Here is a 16,257-nt window from a genome sequence, read left to right as displayed (position 1 = left end):
AATAGCAAATTAATGCGAACGGATCATGGTGCCGAAGGCCTGGTCGGTCAGGATTTCGAGCAGCAGTACGTGGGGCACGCGGCCGTCGATGATGTGTACCGAGTTCACGCCGCTCTTGGCTGCGTCCAGCGCGCCGGCGATCTTGGGCAGCATGCCGCCACTGATGGTGCCGTCGGCAAACAGCTCGTCGATGCGCTTGGCGGTCAGGTCGGTCATTAGCTGACCGGCCTTGTCGAGCACGCCGCTGATGTTGGTCAACATCATGAGTTTTTCGGCCCGCAGCACGGTGGCCAGCTTGGCGGCCACCACGTCGGCGTTGATGTTGTAGCTCTCGTTGTGCTCCCCAAAACCGATGGGGCTGATCACGGGGATGAAGGCATCGTCCTGCAGCGCCTTGACCACGCTGGGGTCCACGCTGACGATGTCGCCCACCTGACCCACATCGTGTTCCTTGCTAGGATCCGCGTTGTCCAGCATCTTGAGCTTGCGCGCGCGGATCATAGCGCCGTCGCGCCCGGTCAGGCCAACGGCTTTGCCGCCGGCCTGGTTGATCAGGCCCACGATGTCCTGCTGCACTTCGCCACCCAGCACCCACTCCACCACTTCCATGGTAGGGCCGTCGGTCACACGCATGCCCTGGATGAACTGACCTTGCATGCCCAAGCGCTTGAGCGCGCTCTCGATCTGCGGGCCACCGCCGTGCACCACCACGGGGTTGATGCCCACCAGCTTCAGCAGCACCACATCTTCGGCAAAGGCCTTTTGCAGCGCCGGGTCGGTCATAGCGTTGCCGCCGTACTTGATGACCATGGTCTTGCCGTGAAACTTGCGGATATAGGGCAAGGCCTGGGCCAGGATCTGCGCCTTGTCAAAAGGGGCAATGGAGGACGGTGCGCTGGAGTCAGACATGGTCGAGGTCCGTAATGAGTCGGGGAATGAAGCGCAAATTGTGCCGCAATGCCAAGGCAAATCCTTGCGGCATCCCTACGGCAAGACAACTATGCGGGCTTGTAGCCCTGCACGTGCTGGGACATAAAGGCTTTGATGGCGACCGCGTCATTGGCATTGGCCTCCTGCATCAGCACCTGCAGCTCCTGCTGCAGCGCAGCCCAAGGCATGAAGGGCTCATGCGCTTTCATGATGCGCGGGTGGACCGTGGGCTGCGGGTTGTCGCCGATCAGCAGCTCTTCGTACAGCTTCTCCCCCACGCGCAAGCCAGTGACGGCAATCTCGATATCGCCCGTGGGGTGCGCAGCATCGCGCACCGAAAGACCGGATAGCTGCACCATGCGCCGCGCCAAGTCCATGATTTTGACGGGCTGGCCCATGTCCAGCACAAACACGTCGCCGCCCTGCCCCATGGCCCCGGCCTGCAACACCAGCTGCGCGGCTTCGGGAATCGTCATGAAATAACGCGTGACTTCTTCGTGAGTCACCGTTAACGGCCCGCCCGCTGCGAGCTGCTTGCGGAACAGGGGGACCACGCTACCGCTGGATCCCAGCACATTGCCAAAGCGCACCATGGAAAAACAGGTCCCTGTATTGGCATCGGCGAGCGCCTGCAACACCAGTTCGGACACTCGCTTGGTGGCACCCATCACATTGGTGGGGCGCACAGCCTTGTCCGTGCTGATCAGGACGAATCGTTTGGCCCCACTGGCCGCCGCGGCCTGCGCCATATTTAGGGTGCCGAACACGTTGTTGCGTACGCCCTCGCCGGGGTTGTTCTCCACCATGGGCACATGTTTGTAGGCGGCCGCATGGTAGACCGTGGCGGGTTGGTATGCGTCACAGATGGCACGCAGACGCTCGGGATTGGTCACGCTGCCAAGCAAAGGCACCAGCTCCACAGACAACTGCTGGGCCTTGCAAATCGCCTCCAGCTCCTGGTGGATGGCGTAAAGGCCAAATTCGTTGTGGTCCAGCAGCAGCAACTGGCGTGGATGCTGCAGGACGATCTGCCGGGTCAATTCGCCGCCGATGCTGCCTCCGGCACCACTGACCAGGACCACTTGATTGGCCAGATCCCGCGCCAATAAAGCCGGATTGGGCGGCACGGGTTCACGGCCCAGCAGATCCTCAACGTCCAACTCGTGAATGTCCTGCACCGTGACCTTGCCACTGGCCAGATCCGCCATGCTGGGTAGCGTGCGCACGTGCACTGGCAGCCCCTGCAAGGATTGGATGATCTGGTTGCGCCGTTCACGGGTTGCGCTGGGCATGGCAAGGAGGATGTCGGTAATGCCCTCGCTGTGCACCAGTTGCAGCAATTTGTCTGCGGAATGCACCACAACACCATTGATGCTGCGTCCATCCTTGCTGGCGTCATCGTCTACAAAACCCACCAAAATGTAATGGCGGGCCAAGCCCAAAGCGGCTGCGGTTTGGGCTCCTGCGGACCCCGCACCAAATATCAAAAGCCGCCCAGATCTGCCCAAAGACTGCCCAGCCAAACCTGCCAACCAAAAACGGGCAAACGCACGACTGGCTCCGACCAGCAGCAGAAATACAATGGGTTGCAATAACCCCAAACTGCGAGGCACTCCCTGCCATTGTTGCCACAGCAGTACAGCTGTCAGCAACAAGGCATAGAGGGCGACGGCCTTGCCGGTAGCCACCAAGGCAGCTTGCCCCGTGTAGCGGAAAATAGCTCGGTATAGGCCAAACCGCACAAAGATGGGAGTTGCCAGCAATGGCGCAACCCCGTACACCCACCACTGCTCCCCGATAGGGTAATAGGTGTTATCCAGGCGAAGAGCGTAGGCAACCCAAGTGGCCACCAACGCCAAGAGCACATCTAGAGCTATGACTGCCAAGCGCTTGGCGGGGCGCGGCCAAGCAAGGACCCGGCGACTATTGAGCATTAATGGCGAAAGATTCCTTGGTCTGGCCCTGCGCAATCTGGGCTGACAACCATTTCGGCGTCAAACCACGGCCAGACCAAGTCTCTCCATTGGGGCCACGATACTTAGGAGTCACGGCAACAGTAACCTTTTTGGTAGATTTGGGAGCCTTTTCAGCTTTGACCTTGCGCCCGGCCTTGGTAGGCTTGGTTGCTCGCAAATCTTTGACCGTGATACCAAACGCCTGCATTTTGGCCAGTATTTCCTGTACCGTGCCACTAAACTCCTTGGACTTAATTTCATCCGCCTGCTTTTGCAGCTTTTCAATTTGGTTTTGAATATCAATCAAATTAGACATGTTTATCTCCAATACAGACTTACCTACAACACCTTCCAGTTTAATGCGAAACCCCATCCTGACGGAATACTTTTACAGCAGTCAAAAGAATAATTCTGACGTCTAAAATCAAAGATTGATGATGTAGATACTCCACATCCAGTGCAACCTTCTCAGAAATTGGAAGCTCATCCCTACCATTAATTTGCGCCAATCCTGTCAATCCGGGCACCAGACTATGCACATCATATTGGGTACGCAACTCGATTAAATCTTGCTGATTGAACAAGGCAGGGCGAGGGCCTACGAAACTCATATCCCCGCAAAGAATACACCAAAGCTGCGGGAGTTCATCCAAGCTTGTTTTTCGAATGAAACTGCCAATTGGCGTGAGATAAGAGTCCACATCAACCAAAAGATGTGTGGCCACAGCTGGAGTATCCACACGCATACTTCGGAACTTCGGCATCAAAAATATTTGATTTTTCTTCCCAACACGATCTGACCAATACAAAACTGGACCAGGTGAAGTAATGCGCACCAGCACAGCAATGCATAGCAATGGCAGGGCAAACACTATCACAGCACACACTACAAGCGCGACGTCCAACAGTCTTTTATACATTATGCAATTGCCGACGCAGCACTGCGCAGGCCGGCCTCCACAGAGAATGGCGGAGTCCACCCCAGAAGATTACGCGCCTTTGAAATATCTACTTGCAAATTGCCACATAGGCGTTGCACCTTGTCCGTTTTTCCGAGAACAGCCCCTGCCACTGTCAAAATAAATGCAGGTATTGGTACCAAGCGCTCCTCAACCTCCATTGCCCGAGCTAGCTCACGCACCAGTTCAGTGGTCGACAGGTCACGCCCATCGCTGACAAAAAAAGTTTGATTCGCAGCGGCCGGATGGCTAACACAAATATCAATGAAGTCGACTAAATTTTCGATGGAGACCAAGCTGCGCTGGTTAGATATCGCACCGAATGGGAGAGGCAACTTGCGGCCAATAGCCTTCATCAACTTAGAAAAATTTGCCTTAACCCCTGGCCCATAAACCAACGGAGGACGAATCACTACAACGTCCATATCGCTGGTTGCGGCCAGCGCCCGCAAACATTGCTCAGCCTCCCATTTGCTTATCCCATAGGCATCTATCGGCGCGGGAGCATCGGTCTCTAGAAATGGGCGGCCAGCTTTCGTCGCTTCGCCATTTACTTTAACTGAGCTCACATAAACAAACCTCTTCACGCCGGCATGTGCAGCTTGCAATGCCAGTACGCGAGTTCCATCGACATTGACTGCTCTATATTCCGTCAAAGGATCTTGCGCTGAATCCGTCATATGATGGACACGGGCAGCCAAATGAACTATCACATCCACATCTTGAAGTTCGCGAGAAAAATCCGCATCCGCACACATTCTTTGGGTAGAAAATACCAACCTACTCGTCAACCCGGATGGCTGCATCTGCCAGCGTTTTAGCAACGCAGTGCCTACGAATCCACGCGCTCCTGTTACGAGTATTGTCATCCGATCGCTCTTGGTGATTTATTGCCGCCAAACCGTGCGGTTCACATAACTGGCATAACTCATTACCAACCTAACAATTTTGCGTGAGACCGCCGGGGCCAAGTAATCACCCACTTGACGCATTGGGCCATGCTCAGCGAATTGCTCGCAAACCACTTTGACTGCATCGAGCACCTCCCCGGTCTTGAGCCCACACATAATCAGTGTACCTTCATCCATTCCCTCGGGGCGCTCATGCGCATAGCGGATTGTGATCGCAGGTATGCTCAGCAAAGTGGATTCTTCCGTAATGGTGCCGCTGTCCGAGACCACACACTTTGCTTCCATTTGCAGCTTCACAAAGTCGAAAAAACCCATCGGCTTAGCGAAGTCCACCAACGGGTGGATATCTGTTACACCCAAAGCATCTAGCCGCTTGCGGGTTCGAGGATGGGTGGACACGATGACAGGAAAACCATAGGTGCTGGCCAGCGCGTTGAGTGTGGTGACTAGATCACGCAGATTCTCCGGCGTGTCCACATTCTCTTCACGGTGCGCACTGACCACGAAAAATTCGCCCCGCTTGAAGCCTAGCCGTTGCACCACATCCGACTGCTCAATGCTCGGCATGTAATGCTTTAACACTTCATCCATGTGCGAACCGGTTTTTATGATTGTCTCTGGCCTAATGCCTTCGGCAATCAAGTAACGCCGGGCGTGCTCCGTTAGCACGAGGTTGATATCACTCAAATGATCCAGCACCTTGCGATTGAGCTCTTCGGGCACCCGCTGATCAAAGCAACGGTTGCCCGCCTCCATGTGAAATACCGGTATCTTGCGCCGCTTAGCTGCAATCACTGCCAAGCAAGAATTGGTGTCTCCATAAAGCATCACTGCATCTGGCTTTTCTTTGGCAAATATTTCATCGGACTTCATGATGACCTGTCCGATGGTCTGTGCAGCGGTTTCTCCCACCGCACCCAGAAAATAGTCTGGTTTACGGATTTTCAAATCTTCGAAAAAGATCTGATTAAGTTCGTAGTCGTAATTTTGTCCCGTGTGAACAAGCACATGGCGGGTATGTCGATCCAATTCGGCAATCACACGGCTCATCTTGATGAGTTCGGGCCGGGTACCCACAATGGTCATGACTTTAAGCATGCAATTCTTCCTTGATGTAATCGAGCTTCAACAATAACTGTTTAATCTGCTCGACATCCAGCCGTTTGGTATTGTGTGACGTGTAGTCATCCAGATGCGACAACTTTTCCTCCCCTGCACTGAAGTACTGCGCGTAGTTTAGATCCCGGTTGTCGGCAGGATGACGTGTAGCAGCTACGTTGACCGATCCAGTAATTGCTCACCTTTGGACATAAACCCCAAAGAACGCAATAGGATTGCTTGTTTACGGGCAGTTTCGGGCTTCGCAGCTGCATCTCGCCAATTTTGACGCACACAAATAAATAAAAGCAAAATAAAACCCGTTCCAACAGCTGACAAGGTAGCGATCATCGCCCTCTTCATTGCGACAGGGGCGACAGGAAGCGTAGGGGTCTGTATAAGCACATCACGTGTCAATCCTTTTAATTCTCGGGCGATGCTCAGCGAATCGGTCAAATAGCGGGCTTGCAATTGGCCAACGTCTATCACACTGTTTTCCAATCTGCCAACAGTTGAGTGCTTCCCTGAAGATACAGCCAAATCCGCCACCATACGATTCAGCAACAAATTGACGGCTTTGAGGCGTATTTGCGAGCTTGCATACTGCTCCTCCAATATCTGGCGTTCAAAATCACGGGGTAACGTACTTTTTAACCATGCATCGATTACCGCATTGGAGATTGCCTGCGCTTCTTGAGGGCTTTCCCCGACTACTTCCAAACGGAGTAAGTCATCCTTGCCAACGGTGCACTTGATCTTTTCAGACAAATCTTTACGCGCCTTTTCCAACCCAGCATTTCCCTGCAATCCCATAGATTGAACTACGGGATCCAATACGATAGGCGATGTAATAATCGTGACGACTTGCGCTGGTGTTAGGATTTTTGCCTGTGTTTGTGTTTGTGTTTGTGTTTGTGTTTGTGTTTGTGTTTGTGTTTGTGTTTGTGTTGGCAAAAGTAGCAAGGCTTGACTGACAAAACTCTGAGGCTTGATATATGTAATACCCAAAGCCATAACACCTACCAGTATTGGAGCGCCAATCAATAGCCGGATATTTTTAGCCACAAGCAAGAGCAGATCCAGCAAACCATATTCTTCATTTTGATGTATTAAGGTACTCATTTTTCACTTTATTGAATGCAAACCATGTCATTTGAAGGGCAAGCCACCCGATCAAATCAAATGAGTAAGCATGTGCGCATGCAAATGCACACTCAAAAAATGTCACTACTTCAAGTATCGACTATGGGACTTGAACCGTGCACGCACTTATATCAAATATAAAATTGACATGGATCTCACTGCCGCCAAACCGTGCGGTTCACATAACTGGCATAACTCATTACCAACCTAACAATTTTGCGTGAGACCGCCGGGGCCAAGTAATCACCCACTTGACGCATTGGGCCATGCTCAGCGAATTGCTCGCAAACCACTTTGACTGCATCGAGCACCTCCCCGGTCTTGAGCCCACACATAATCAGTGTACCTTCATCCATTCCCTCGGGGCGCTCATGCGCATAGCGGATTGTGATCGCAGGTATGCTCAGCAAAGTGGATTCTTCCGTAATGGTGCCGCTGTCCGAGACCACACACTTTGCTTCCATTTGCAGCTTCACAAAGTCGAAAAAACCCATCGGCTTAGCGAAGTCCACCAACGGGTGGATATCTGTTACACCCAAAGCATCTAGCCGCTTGCGGGTTCGAGGATGGGTGGACACGATGACAGGAAAACCATAGGTGCTGGCCAGCGCGTTGAGTGTGGTGACTAGATCACGCAGATTCTCCGGCGTGTCCACATTCTCTTCACGGTGCGCACTGACCACGAAAAATTCGCCCCGCTTGAAGCCTAGCCGTTGCACCACATCCGACTGCTCAATGCTCGGCATGTAATGCTTTAACACTTCATCCATGTGCGAACCGGTTTTTATGATTGTCTCTGGCCTAATGCCTTCGGCAATCAAGTAACGCCGGGCGTGCTCCGTTAGCACGAGGTTGATATCACTCAAATGATCCAGCACCTTGCGATTGAGCTCTTCGGGCACCCGCTGATCAAAGCAACGGTTGCCCGCCTCCATGTGAAATACCGGTATCTTGCGCCGCTTAGCTGCAATCACTGCCAAGCAAGAATTGGTGTCTCCATAAAGCATCACTGCATCTGGCTTTTCTTTGGCAAATATTTCATCGGACTTCATGATGACCTGTCCGATGGTCTGTGCAGCGGTTTCTCCCACCGCACCCAGAAAATAGTCTGGTTTACGGATTTTCAAATCTTCGAAAAAGATCTGATTAAGTTCGTAGTCGTAATTTTGTCCCGTGTGAACAAGCACATGGCGGGTATGTCGATCCAATTCGGCAATCACACGGCTCATCTTGATGAGTTCGGGCCGGGTACCCACAATGGTCATGACTTTAAGCATGCAATTCTTCCTTGATGTAATCGAGCTTCAACAATAACTGTTTAATCTGCTCGACATCCAGCCGTTTGGTATTGTGTGACGTGTAGTCATCCAGATGCGACAACTTTTCCTCCCCTGCACTGAAGTACTGCGCGTAGTTTAGATCCCGGTTGTCGGCGGGGATCCGATAGTAGTCGCCCATGTCTTCCGCCTTGGCCATTTCCTCGCGCGAAATCAGTGACTCGTATAGCTTCTCGCCATGCCGAGTGCCGATGACCCGAATCGGGCTGTTTTTCTTAAAAATTTCCTTGAGTGCTTGAGCCAGATCGGCCACTGTCGAGGCCGGTGCTTTCTGCACAAACAGGTCCCCTTGTTTCCCATGCTGGAAGGCGTACAAGACCAGATCCACAGAGTCCTCCAGCGACATGAGGAAGCGCGTCATATTCGGATCGGTCACAGTCAACGGCTTATCTTCCCTCAGTTGTGAGACGAACAACGGAATGACTGACCCGCGGGAGGCCATCACGTTGCCGTAGCGTGTGGCGCACAAAACGGTTTCGTTTTCGCTCAAGGTGCGGGCCTTGGCGACCATGAGCTTTTCAGCCATCGCCTTCGAAATGCCCATGGCATTGATGGGATACACGGCCTTGTCCGTGCTCAACACAACCACCCGGCTCACATTGTTGGCGATGGCCGCATTCATAACGTTCTCGGTACCCAGCACGTTGGTCCGGACCGCTTCCATCGGATAAAACTCACACGAAGGCACCTGCTTCAGGGCGGCAGCATGGAACACATAATCCACGCCCTTCATCGCTTGGCTCACGCTGTCGCACACGCGCACATCGCCGATATAGAATTTCAGCTTGCTGTGATTGAGCGCAATGCGCATTTCCTCCTGCTTTTTTTCGTCCCGGCTGAAGATGCGGATCTCACGCACACCGGTCGCCAAGAAACGCTTCAAGACGGTCTGTCCAAACGAACCTGTACCGCCGGTAATCATCAATACCTTGTCATTAAACATGCTTATTCCGTTCTGGTTTTTCCGTATTCTCTGCTTGCGTACATGGCCTGCACCAACTCCGGCCAGGGTGCGGCCTGGTAGCCCGTTGCCCGTGTAAAGCGGCTCGAATCGAGCGAGCGGTCCATTCTGAACGCGTCATCGCGAACGATATCGATCGACTTCGCGTAAGTCCTGGCGAAGAGTTGAAGCAGCTCATACTTGTCGATTGGCGCCGCCCCGACATGGTACAGGCCGTGCAACTCAGGACGGGGGATCACCACGTCGCTAACAACGCGGGCAAATTCTGTGTTAGGCAGACCCGAGAATATAGCGCGGCCAAAGCCTTTGCAGCGCCCCTGCTGAGATAAAAACCATTCCAGCAAACCATAGTCGCTATGCAACTCATGACCTATCGTTGAGGTGCGCAATGTTAAAGCGTGCGGGTAATCGACCTCACCCAGTTGCTTGGACTTGCCGTATACATCAGCCGCGTCCGGCACATCGGTTTCCGAATAATTACCTTTATCGCCGGAGAATACGCAGTCCGTGCTCACATGGATTAATCGGGCGCCAGACAGGGCACAAATGTCTGCCATGCGGTGAGGCAACAGCGCATTGAGCGGCAGTGCAAGCTGCGGATCCTCAGCCTCTTTATGGTGTTTGGTTAGGCCAATGCAATTGACCACCAGATCCGGCTTCACCCGGGAAAATATCCGCACTAAGGCATCCGGCTTTTCCACATCCACGCCTGCAACCAGCTGCTGCTGTTCGCCAGGCTGGAAATATTTGGCATCCTGATCGGAGCGCATGCTGCCCCAGACCTGCAAGTCTTTATGAGCGCTAAGCACGCGAAACATGGCGCTGCCAATCATTCCGCTTGCACCGAATACCAATACTTTCATACAACACTCCCCTTCGTTCTGGATGCGGCGCCCAAGTGTTCCACCAAATCATCAATCAACTTGTCATGATGAAAATGCGCTTCGTAATAGCGCCGCCCGTTGATCCCCATTTGCGCCCTGGCCTCGGCGGGCATCTGATATAGCTGCATCACCGCCGCAGCGAGCCGGCCTGCATCTTGCGCCGGTATGCTCAAACCGGCTGCAGCCTCCGTGACCAACCGTGCACCTTCACCGTTGAGGCAAGCCAGTATCGGCCGCCCCGCGGCCATATAGGCTTGGACTTTGTTTGGCACAGTAAGGGCAAACGCCGGCTGGTCTGCAAGGGTCACCAATAAGGCGCCGGCCTTTTGCATCAAACCCGGCATGGTTTCTACAGGGAGTCGACCCGGCAAATGTAAATTGGTCAACCCCCTTGCCTCTACCTGCTCACGCATCCATGCCCAGCTACTGCCCTGGCCAAAAACAACGAAACGGATTTGCGTGATATCCCTAAGCAACTCTGCCGCCTCAACGATCACATCCACGGCCTGGCCGGAACCCACGTTGCCGGCAAAGATCACCGCGAATCCCTCATCCAGTGCCGGCACCACGGGCAGGTCAGCGTCCTTGTCTGAGGGCGCAGCAAACACCGCATCCACCGAATTGGGGAAATAGGCGAGCCGCTTGCCAGGCGCCAGCGCAGCAACCGGGGCTTCGAATGCCCTGGATTGCAACAACAACAAATCCGCGTGCGAATATATCCAACGCACGACCCGCCGGACGATGCCCAATATCAAAGGGCTGTGCACATATCCGGTCGCGGAAAGACTGTCAGGCCACAGGTCTTGCACCCAGAGAATGACCCCACAACGCTTCAACCACCCAAGGAAAATACCAGGTATCGCCTGCAATATCGGCGACGGGGCATAGACAAACACGACATCGTACCGGCGCTTGCGCAACATCCAGGGCGCCAGCAGCAATCCAGATATCACAAACGACAGATAGTTGAGCATCAACCTCAACGCACTTTTGGATCCACGAGGCAGTATGGGCAGGCGAAAAACTGTCGCGGCGTTCCACGATTCCGTCTGGCATCCCCGGGCACGATAGCCGGAATAAACCGTACCCTCCGGGTAATTCGGCTTCCCGGTTACGACGTCCACCTCCAATCCCCGCTCCAATAATGAGGCGACTACGGAATTGACAGAAAAGTTCTCTGGCCAGAAATATTGCGAGACGACAAGCACTCTCATGTGGTCGCCACCTCAGCCTGAATCCTTCCATATAAATCCAGATATTCCGAGACCATGCCGGTCCAGGTATACCTTTTCAGCACGAATTCCCGGAACTCGATCGCCACCCGGTCTATCAGTTCTGGCCGGTTGAGCAGGTAGATTAGCCCCCCGGATATTCCGTCGGTTGTAGCCGGCACTTCAAGTCCAGGGTCCAGGCTCCGGATCTCGCCAAATCCACACTGATCAGTCAACATGACTGGGGTACCACACACGCCAGCCTCAAGGGCGACAATCGACATGGCTTCTTGCCTGGATGGCACCACAAGCATGCTTGCCATTTGGTAGGCGGCAGCCTTGTCGGCCCCCCCTACGAATCCCAGAAAATGCACGCGCTCCGCCAGGCCATTGTTCGCGGCATACCCGACCAAGCCCGCTTGCATTCCCTCGTCAGGGCCGGCAAAAACCAGGTGATGGTCGGGAATACGCCCCTGCACTCGGGAAAACGCGCTCAGCAACAGATCGGGCCCTTTTATTGGATTGAGCCGCCCCATGAACAGTATGGTCGGCACCTCCGGCAAGCCTCTCCTGGCTCGGAATGCCTCAGTATCCACCGGAGGAAAGTCTTCCTCACATACCCCATTGGAAATCACGGTCACCTGTGACGAACGTACGCCATACGCCTCGAAGTGGGGGAATTCACCCGCAGTAACAGCAATCCACGCCGACGCGTTCCGGACAATCGCATTACCGATAATGAGGTTGTAACTCTTCTTCAACCATGCAGAACGACCGAAAAGCGGCAGTGCCCCTGCAGGACACACGGCGTACGGCTTGCCTGCACGTCGAGCGGCGATATAGACAATGGCATTCAGCAACGTCCAGTGCCCCATCAGGTGGACCACATCGGCACGGTCAACCAAGCCCTTGATTTCACGCCAGCTGATACGCGGAACGTAAAACCGGCGCCACAACAAAGGCATGGCGACGACGTCCGCCGGCTTGAGTGACTCCTCGCGCTCCAAATCATGGCCGGTGTTAATGGTCAGTACCGTACACCGGACACCGGCTTGCGCCAGAGCACGGCTCATCTGAAATGTACGCTCAGCCATGCCCCCACCGGTTTCGAAATCAATTGAGGAATTTACGTTAAGTACGTGCATGCATGGGCCCGGCGCATCGATTCAGAAGATTCGAAAAAATATCAGTTAGACGGGGTGGCACCGCGACTCCGGATTCTCCAGAGGAATTTGTGCGCGTATCGATTGAACAGCCCGTTCACAAACATCCTCAAAAACCGGACGCTCATCAAACTGCCAGGTGACAGACGGGCCGCCGAAGCCATCTCCCTGAAGGCCATCAGGTACCGACCGGCACGCAGATGCAACTGTGCAACCAGCAGGTGTGCATTCCCCATGGCCTGATGTTCCACTGCCAGCACCTCCGCTGGCAAATCCGGAAGTTCATAAAAGCCGGAAATAACCCGTAGCGCCTCCTCGGCACGATCCACCGGGGTTTCGGAAAAGGATTGCGAGCCGTCATGTACGCGAAATGCCGCGAGTGACTCAGGGATCCGAACAAACTGCCCTTGCAGACCCAGGCGCAGCCAGCAATCGTAGTCCGGGAACCGGTGAATCTCGGTGTTCCATCCGCCGGTCTTCAGGAACGGCGCACGCCAGAAAAAAGCACCGGCACTTGGGGCGCAAATGAATTTCGTGACCATTTCCATGTAACTGTATTCTGGGGCGGTCACCCGCCTGACGACCCGCGAACCGGGATCTATCAAATCAAAATCACAATAGCTGAGCACTGCCTCAGGATGACTCAACAGACACTCAACAGAGCGGGTGATGGCACGTGGCAGCAACAAATCATCAGCCGAAAGATAGGCCAGGATTTCGCCCTTGGCCATGCTCCACCCCTTGTTCAGAGTGGAAGACTGGCCCATATTTTTCTGGCTTTCCCAGTAGAACCGGTTCCCGTAACTTTCCAGCACGGCGTGCGTTCCATCGGTAGAACCATCATCCAGCACTATGAGTTCGATGTTCGGATAGTCCTGCCCAAGCACGCTGTCGACAGCCTGCTTCAGATAATCAGCATGGTTGTAAGTGGGGATCACAACGGAAACCAGTGGGGATTTATTATTCATATGGCAATTAATACACCGTCCGACTCAGAGGATCGTGTTTGGCATTCAGGATGTACAACCCGAAAGCCAGATGGAAAATAAATAAACCACTCCCGAGATAGCTCGTAATCACAGGGAAGTGAATGGAAGACAAGAACATCGAAAGGACGAACAGCAAATTGGCAGCCTGAACCTCCGCCAACCCGCCGTCAGGCCGGGTGGCATTTTCCGTTTTAACCTGCCGCAAAGACTTGATAGTGAAATGAAGCAGCAGAAAGAGATTGACTCCGCCGAACACCAGCCCAGAGATGCTCAGGTAAGAGAGATAAGCGATTTCAAAATCAGGAGCGACGTCATAATATTCCTGCAACCCGACCCCCAGGAGGTAGTCCATGGGCGTCCTGGTCAGCATGTATTCGAGCTGACGTCCGACAAACAGGTCATACAGGTCATCCGCGCGATATGATCTCACAAAACCGAAATCCGCTAGATAATAAATTGACATGAACGTGGCAACCACTGCCATTAACATCAGGAACTTGCCGGCGGAATATATTCCAATATAGAATTTAATGAAGAGGACATAGCAAATTAGGAACGCGAACATCACTCCGGCGGTGATATTGGGACTGGAGGAGTACAAAACCAAAGGAACCAGCAAAAACCAAAAGCACCTTGTCATTCGCCCCATTTGAACAGTCTTGGTCGTATATGAGAAACCGAGGATGGTCAGCATGATGCAGAACTGCCCGTAAGCCTGGGCCTGCAGGCTCACGGAATTCAAGCCATCAAAACCCAGACCGAAATGGCTGCTGAAAGTGTTGTATATTGACCTGTACGCGGGCAAGCCAAACGCGCGGTTAGCCTCAGGAAAAATGCTTGAAAGTAGCCCCTGGTACCCGAACATTGCCAACACCAACTCGACCGCCAGCGACAGCAGCATAATCATCCAAAAGAGAAACACGCAGCGCCAGACTGAAGCGATATCAAATTTCAATGCCAGCATGACAATGTACAGTCCCGCAACACCGTAGCATATTGTCAGCAAGTGAACGATCAGGTTGTTGCCAGAGCCGACGAGGTAATACACCAAGGTGTAGACTGTCAGGAACAGGAGATAAAGAAAAACATTCTTCGGAATTTTGAATTTGCGAGACGCAAGACAAACGCCAACGTAGTATGCAAAGCCGATGGTCACAGCATGGCGGAACGACATCCCAAAGACAGACTCCGCCATGCTGACAATCAGCAATAGCAGCACCAACATCAATGCAACGAAATTTCTGTGAATCTCACCCATTACCGGATTCAATATTGCGTGAAATTACATCGCGGTTATTGAATATGACCGCACAGATCATTCCTGAGAATCCAGTCAGAAATAACTGACGCCATGAATTTATTACCGCCAGCTGTATAGTGCCCATAATCGATGAATATCGTATCGCGGTACTTAGACATTTCTGATTGCGGGTCAATAAAACCTGCATTCATCTCTTTCGCAAATTTGCGCACCCAATCACGCTGTTGCCAGTAAAATGGGTTTTCAAGATTCGGATTGAGCGCCTTTATCTGGTTTTCTTCATTCGACAGCGGCTTGAAAGATTCAGCATGCCACAAATCATGCTCCCAGAAAAATGCAACATCTTGATGCCGTGTCCTTGAAGCCGCGAGCATGGCGCTGGCGTAACTGCGAAATCTTTCGAGGTTCTTGGCATTCAGTGCATCCGTGTTTTTTTCCTCGGTCCGGGCAGAACTGCCCATCTCTGCGGAGGCGCCCCTTTTCAATATCGGTTCGATGAAGATGCCGATTTTCTGGACAATTTTTCCAGCCACCGCGACAGTGGCAAGGTTATCCGACAACCGGCGCGTCACGACCTCAATGGTCGAGACCATCCCAGTATCATTCACAAGGCGTTGGAATTCCGCCTCCCACGGATGACGTCCCAGCAGCCTGGAATTGGCGGTGATCCCGCCGGCGAAGTTATTTAGCGATGAACCGACAATAATCAGATCCGGATCCCAGTTGATATAGTCATCCAGATAGGCGGGAGTTATTTCGGATATGCGGTTAAAATTGACCGCCGCATTGATTACCTCTACTTTTTTTCCCCGGCATACGGTCGCTTGGTTCAGATTTTCAGTCAGATACTGCGATATCGTCTCTGCCGAGGTAACTCTGGGCACGCCCGGCAATGGAGTCCCCCCCAAGCCGGCGTACAGCACTGACCCGCCCAAAAGCATAACCCTGATGGTATTAGGCGGCTTTACCTGGCTGTACTCCCTCAACTCACGGAACCCGCTTCCGTTGATCGAGTATCCCGGCGAGTTGAATTTCGGATTATTCCGCACCAAACCATAAGGTGACCATTGGTAAGGATGAAATGACGTGAACGGTTTGCCCGACCAGTGTGATATCCCTACTTGCAAGATAATTTCGCACCAGAGCACCGCGAAAAGAAACAATATTATTCCGCGTGTGACATTGACATTCGAGTACTGCTGCGTTTTCATAATTCAGGGAGTCAAAATCGGCCGTAAATCAGATTGGCTCCCATACCATCCGACAAAATGCTGACCTGCATCAGCAATAGCGAGAAAAACACAATCCCCAACAACTGGAAAAATATTCCTATTACTTCCTTGTTGAATATCCTGTTCAAAGGCACCTTAAAGGCTAGGGCCATGCACGCGACAATGAACGGGAATGTCACTACTCCCGCCAGAATGGCCATTACAAGAAACCAGTCTTCCGGAT

At 53.0% G+C, this 16,257-nt stretch carries 17 protein-coding genes; all 17 read right to left on the bottom strand.

Annotated features, from left to right (window positions below; all coding sequences use genetic code 11):
- Positions 1-9: 9 nt before the first annotated feature.
- Positions 10-909 (bottom strand): acetylglutamate kinase, encoded by a 900-nt coding sequence (gene argB, locus AC07OE_RS11400; RefSeq protein ID WP_495070680.1) that lies wholly within the window; start codon positions 907-909, stop codon positions 10-12.
- Between the two features lie 89 nt (positions 910-998).
- Complete coding sequence (locus AC07OE_RS11395; RefSeq protein ID WP_495070679.1) at positions 999-2,864, bottom strand: polysaccharide biosynthesis protein; 1,866 nt, start codon at positions 2,862-2,864, stop codon at positions 999-1,001.
- Complete coding sequence (locus AC07OE_RS11390) at positions 2,854-3,201, bottom strand: H-NS histone family protein (protein WP_495070678.1); 348 nt, start codon at positions 3,199-3,201, stop codon at positions 2,854-2,856. Before AC07OE_RS11390 ends, AC07OE_RS11395 begins: the two co-directional genes overlap by 11 nt.
- A gap of 40 nt (positions 3,202-3,241) precedes the next feature.
- Positions 3,242-3,805: a sugar transferase gene (locus AC07OE_RS11385; RefSeq protein WP_495070677.1), complete on the bottom strand. Its 564-nt coding sequence runs from the start codon at positions 3,803-3,805 to the stop codon at positions 3,242-3,244.
- Positions 3,805-4,713: a UDP-glucose 4-epimerase family protein gene (locus AC07OE_RS11380; protein ID WP_495070676.1), complete on the bottom strand. Its 909-nt coding sequence runs from the start codon at positions 4,711-4,713 to the stop codon at positions 3,805-3,807. The genes AC07OE_RS11385 and AC07OE_RS11380 overlap by 1 nt, the downstream gene beginning before the upstream one ends.
- Positions 4,714-4,731: 18 nt before the next feature.
- Entirely contained in the window at positions 4,732-5,853 is a 1,122-nt protein-coding gene (gene wecB / locus AC07OE_RS11375) for a non-hydrolyzing UDP-N-acetylglucosamine 2-epimerase (protein ID WP_495070674.1), read from the bottom strand.
- Positions 5,846-6,049 (bottom strand): hypothetical protein, encoded by a 204-nt coding sequence (locus tag AC07OE_RS11370; RefSeq protein WP_495070911.1) that lies wholly within the window; start codon positions 6,047-6,049, stop codon positions 5,846-5,848. Before AC07OE_RS11370 ends, wecB (AC07OE_RS11375) begins: the two co-directional genes overlap by 8 nt.
- The gene (locus AC07OE_RS11365) at positions 6,028-6,975 is read right to left on the bottom strand and encodes a Wzz/FepE/Etk N-terminal domain-containing protein (RefSeq protein ID WP_495070675.1); all 948 of its coding nucleotides are present in this window, start codon (positions 6,973-6,975) and stop codon (positions 6,028-6,030) included. The genes AC07OE_RS11370 and AC07OE_RS11365 overlap by 22 nt, the downstream gene beginning before the upstream one ends.
- A gap of 176 nt (positions 6,976-7,151) precedes the next feature.
- Positions 7,152-8,273, bottom strand: coding sequence for a non-hydrolyzing UDP-N-acetylglucosamine 2-epimerase (gene wecB / locus AC07OE_RS11360; protein ID WP_495070674.1), 1,122 nt, complete (start codon positions 8,271-8,273; stop codon positions 7,152-7,154).
- Complete coding sequence (locus tag AC07OE_RS11355; RefSeq protein WP_495070673.1) at positions 8,266-9,276, bottom strand: polysaccharide biosynthesis protein; 1,011 nt, start codon at positions 9,274-9,276, stop codon at positions 8,266-8,268. The genes wecB (AC07OE_RS11360) and AC07OE_RS11355 overlap by 8 nt, the downstream gene beginning before the upstream one ends.
- A gap of 2 nt (positions 9,277-9,278) precedes the next feature.
- Positions 9,279-10,157, bottom strand: a complete 879-nt coding sequence (locus AC07OE_RS11350; protein ID WP_495070672.1) for a dTDP-4-dehydrorhamnose reductase family protein — start codon at positions 10,155-10,157, stop codon at positions 9,279-9,281.
- A complete protein-coding gene (locus tag AC07OE_RS11345) occupies positions 10,154-11,392 on the bottom strand; it encodes a glycosyltransferase family 4 protein (RefSeq protein WP_495070671.1) in 1,239 nt (412 codons plus the stop codon). Before AC07OE_RS11345 ends, AC07OE_RS11350 begins: the two co-directional genes overlap by 4 nt.
- Positions 11,389-12,483, bottom strand: coding sequence for a glycosyltransferase (locus AC07OE_RS11340; protein ID WP_495070670.1), 1,095 nt, complete (start codon positions 12,481-12,483; stop codon positions 11,389-11,391). The genes AC07OE_RS11345 and AC07OE_RS11340 overlap by 4 nt, the downstream gene beginning before the upstream one ends.
- Positions 12,484-12,575: 92 nt before the next feature.
- On the bottom strand, positions 12,576-13,520 hold the full coding sequence (locus AC07OE_RS11335; protein ID WP_495070669.1) for a glycosyltransferase: 945 nt from the start codon (positions 13,518-13,520) through the stop codon (positions 12,576-12,578).
- Positions 13,521-13,527: 7 nt separating this feature from the next.
- Positions 13,528-14,799 carry a hypothetical protein gene (locus AC07OE_RS11330; RefSeq protein ID WP_495070668.1) on the bottom strand — a complete coding sequence of 424 codons (1,272 nt, stop codon included), beginning with the start codon at positions 14,797-14,799 and terminating at the stop codon, positions 13,528-13,530.
- A 35-nt stretch (positions 14,800-14,834) separates the two neighbouring features.
- Positions 14,835-16,013 carry a hypothetical protein gene (locus AC07OE_RS11325; protein WP_495070667.1) on the bottom strand — a complete coding sequence of 393 codons (1,179 nt, stop codon included), beginning with the start codon at positions 16,011-16,013 and terminating at the stop codon, positions 14,835-14,837.
- 11 nt (positions 16,014-16,024) lie between these two features.
- Complete coding sequence (locus AC07OE_RS11320) at positions 16,025-16,234, bottom strand: hypothetical protein (RefSeq protein ID WP_495070666.1); 210 nt, start codon at positions 16,232-16,234, stop codon at positions 16,025-16,027.
- Between the last annotated feature and the right edge of the window lie 23 nt (positions 16,235-16,257).

It is taken from the genome of Rhodoferax sp. GW821-FHT09E07, assembly GCF_059416145.1.
The sequence above is the reverse complement of the archived record's forward strand: the minus strand, read 5'-3'. Positions and strand labels throughout refer to the sequence as shown.

Excerpts from the sequence above, each read along its gene's own strand:
- argB (WP_495070680.1), bottom strand. The coding sequence starts at position 909 with ATGTCTGACTCCAGCGCACCGTCCTCCATTGCCCCTTTTGACAAGGCG.
- AC07OE_RS11395 (WP_495070679.1), bottom strand. The coding sequence starts at position 2,864 with ATGCTCAATAGTCGCCGGGTCCTTGCTTGGCCGCGCCCCGCCAAGCGC.
- AC07OE_RS11390 (WP_495070678.1), bottom strand. The coding sequence starts at position 3,201 with ATGTCTAATTTGATTGATATTCAAAACCAAATTGAAAAGCTGCAAAAG.
- AC07OE_RS11385 (WP_495070677.1), bottom strand. The coding sequence starts at position 3,805 with ATGTATAAAAGACTGTTGGACGTCGCGCTTGTAGTGTGTGCTGTGATA.
- AC07OE_RS11380 (WP_495070676.1), bottom strand. The coding sequence starts at position 4,713 with ATGACAATACTCGTAACAGGAGCGCGTGGATTCGTAGGCACTGCGTTG.
- wecB (WP_495070674.1), bottom strand. The coding sequence starts at position 5,853 with ATGCTTAAAGTCATGACCATTGTGGGTACCCGGCCCGAACTCATCAAG.
- AC07OE_RS11365 (WP_495070675.1), bottom strand. The coding sequence starts at position 6,975 with ATGAGTACCTTAATACATCAAAATGAAGAATATGGTTTGCTGGATCTG.
- wecB (WP_495070674.1), bottom strand. The coding sequence starts at position 8,273 with ATGCTTAAAGTCATGACCATTGTGGGTACCCGGCCCGAACTCATCAAG.
- AC07OE_RS11355 (WP_495070673.1), bottom strand. The coding sequence starts at position 9,276 with ATGTTTAATGACAAGGTATTGATGATTACCGGCGGTACAGGTTCGTTT.
- AC07OE_RS11350 (WP_495070672.1), bottom strand. The coding sequence starts at position 10,157 with ATGAAAGTATTGGTATTCGGTGCAAGCGGAATGATTGGCAGCGCCATG.
- AC07OE_RS11345 (WP_495070671.1), bottom strand. The coding sequence starts at position 11,392 with ATGAGAGTGCTTGTCGTCTCGCAATATTTCTGGCCAGAGAACTTTTCT.
- AC07OE_RS11340 (WP_495070670.1), bottom strand. The coding sequence starts at position 12,483 with ATGGCTGAGCGTACATTTCAGATGAGCCGTGCTCTGGCGCAAGCCGGT.
- AC07OE_RS11335 (WP_495070669.1), bottom strand. The coding sequence starts at position 13,520 with ATGAATAATAAATCCCCACTGGTTTCCGTTGTGATCCCCACTTACAAC.
- AC07OE_RS11330 (WP_495070668.1), bottom strand. The coding sequence starts at position 14,799 with ATGGGTGAGATTCACAGAAATTTCGTTGCATTGATGTTGGTGCTGCTA.
- AC07OE_RS11325 (WP_495070667.1), bottom strand. The coding sequence starts at position 16,013 with ATGAAAACGCAGCAGTACTCGAATGTCAATGTCACACGCGGAATAATA.
- AC07OE_RS11320 (WP_495070666.1), bottom strand. The coding sequence starts at position 16,234 with ATGGCCATTCTGGCGGGAGTAGTGACATTCCCGTTCATTGTCGCGTGC.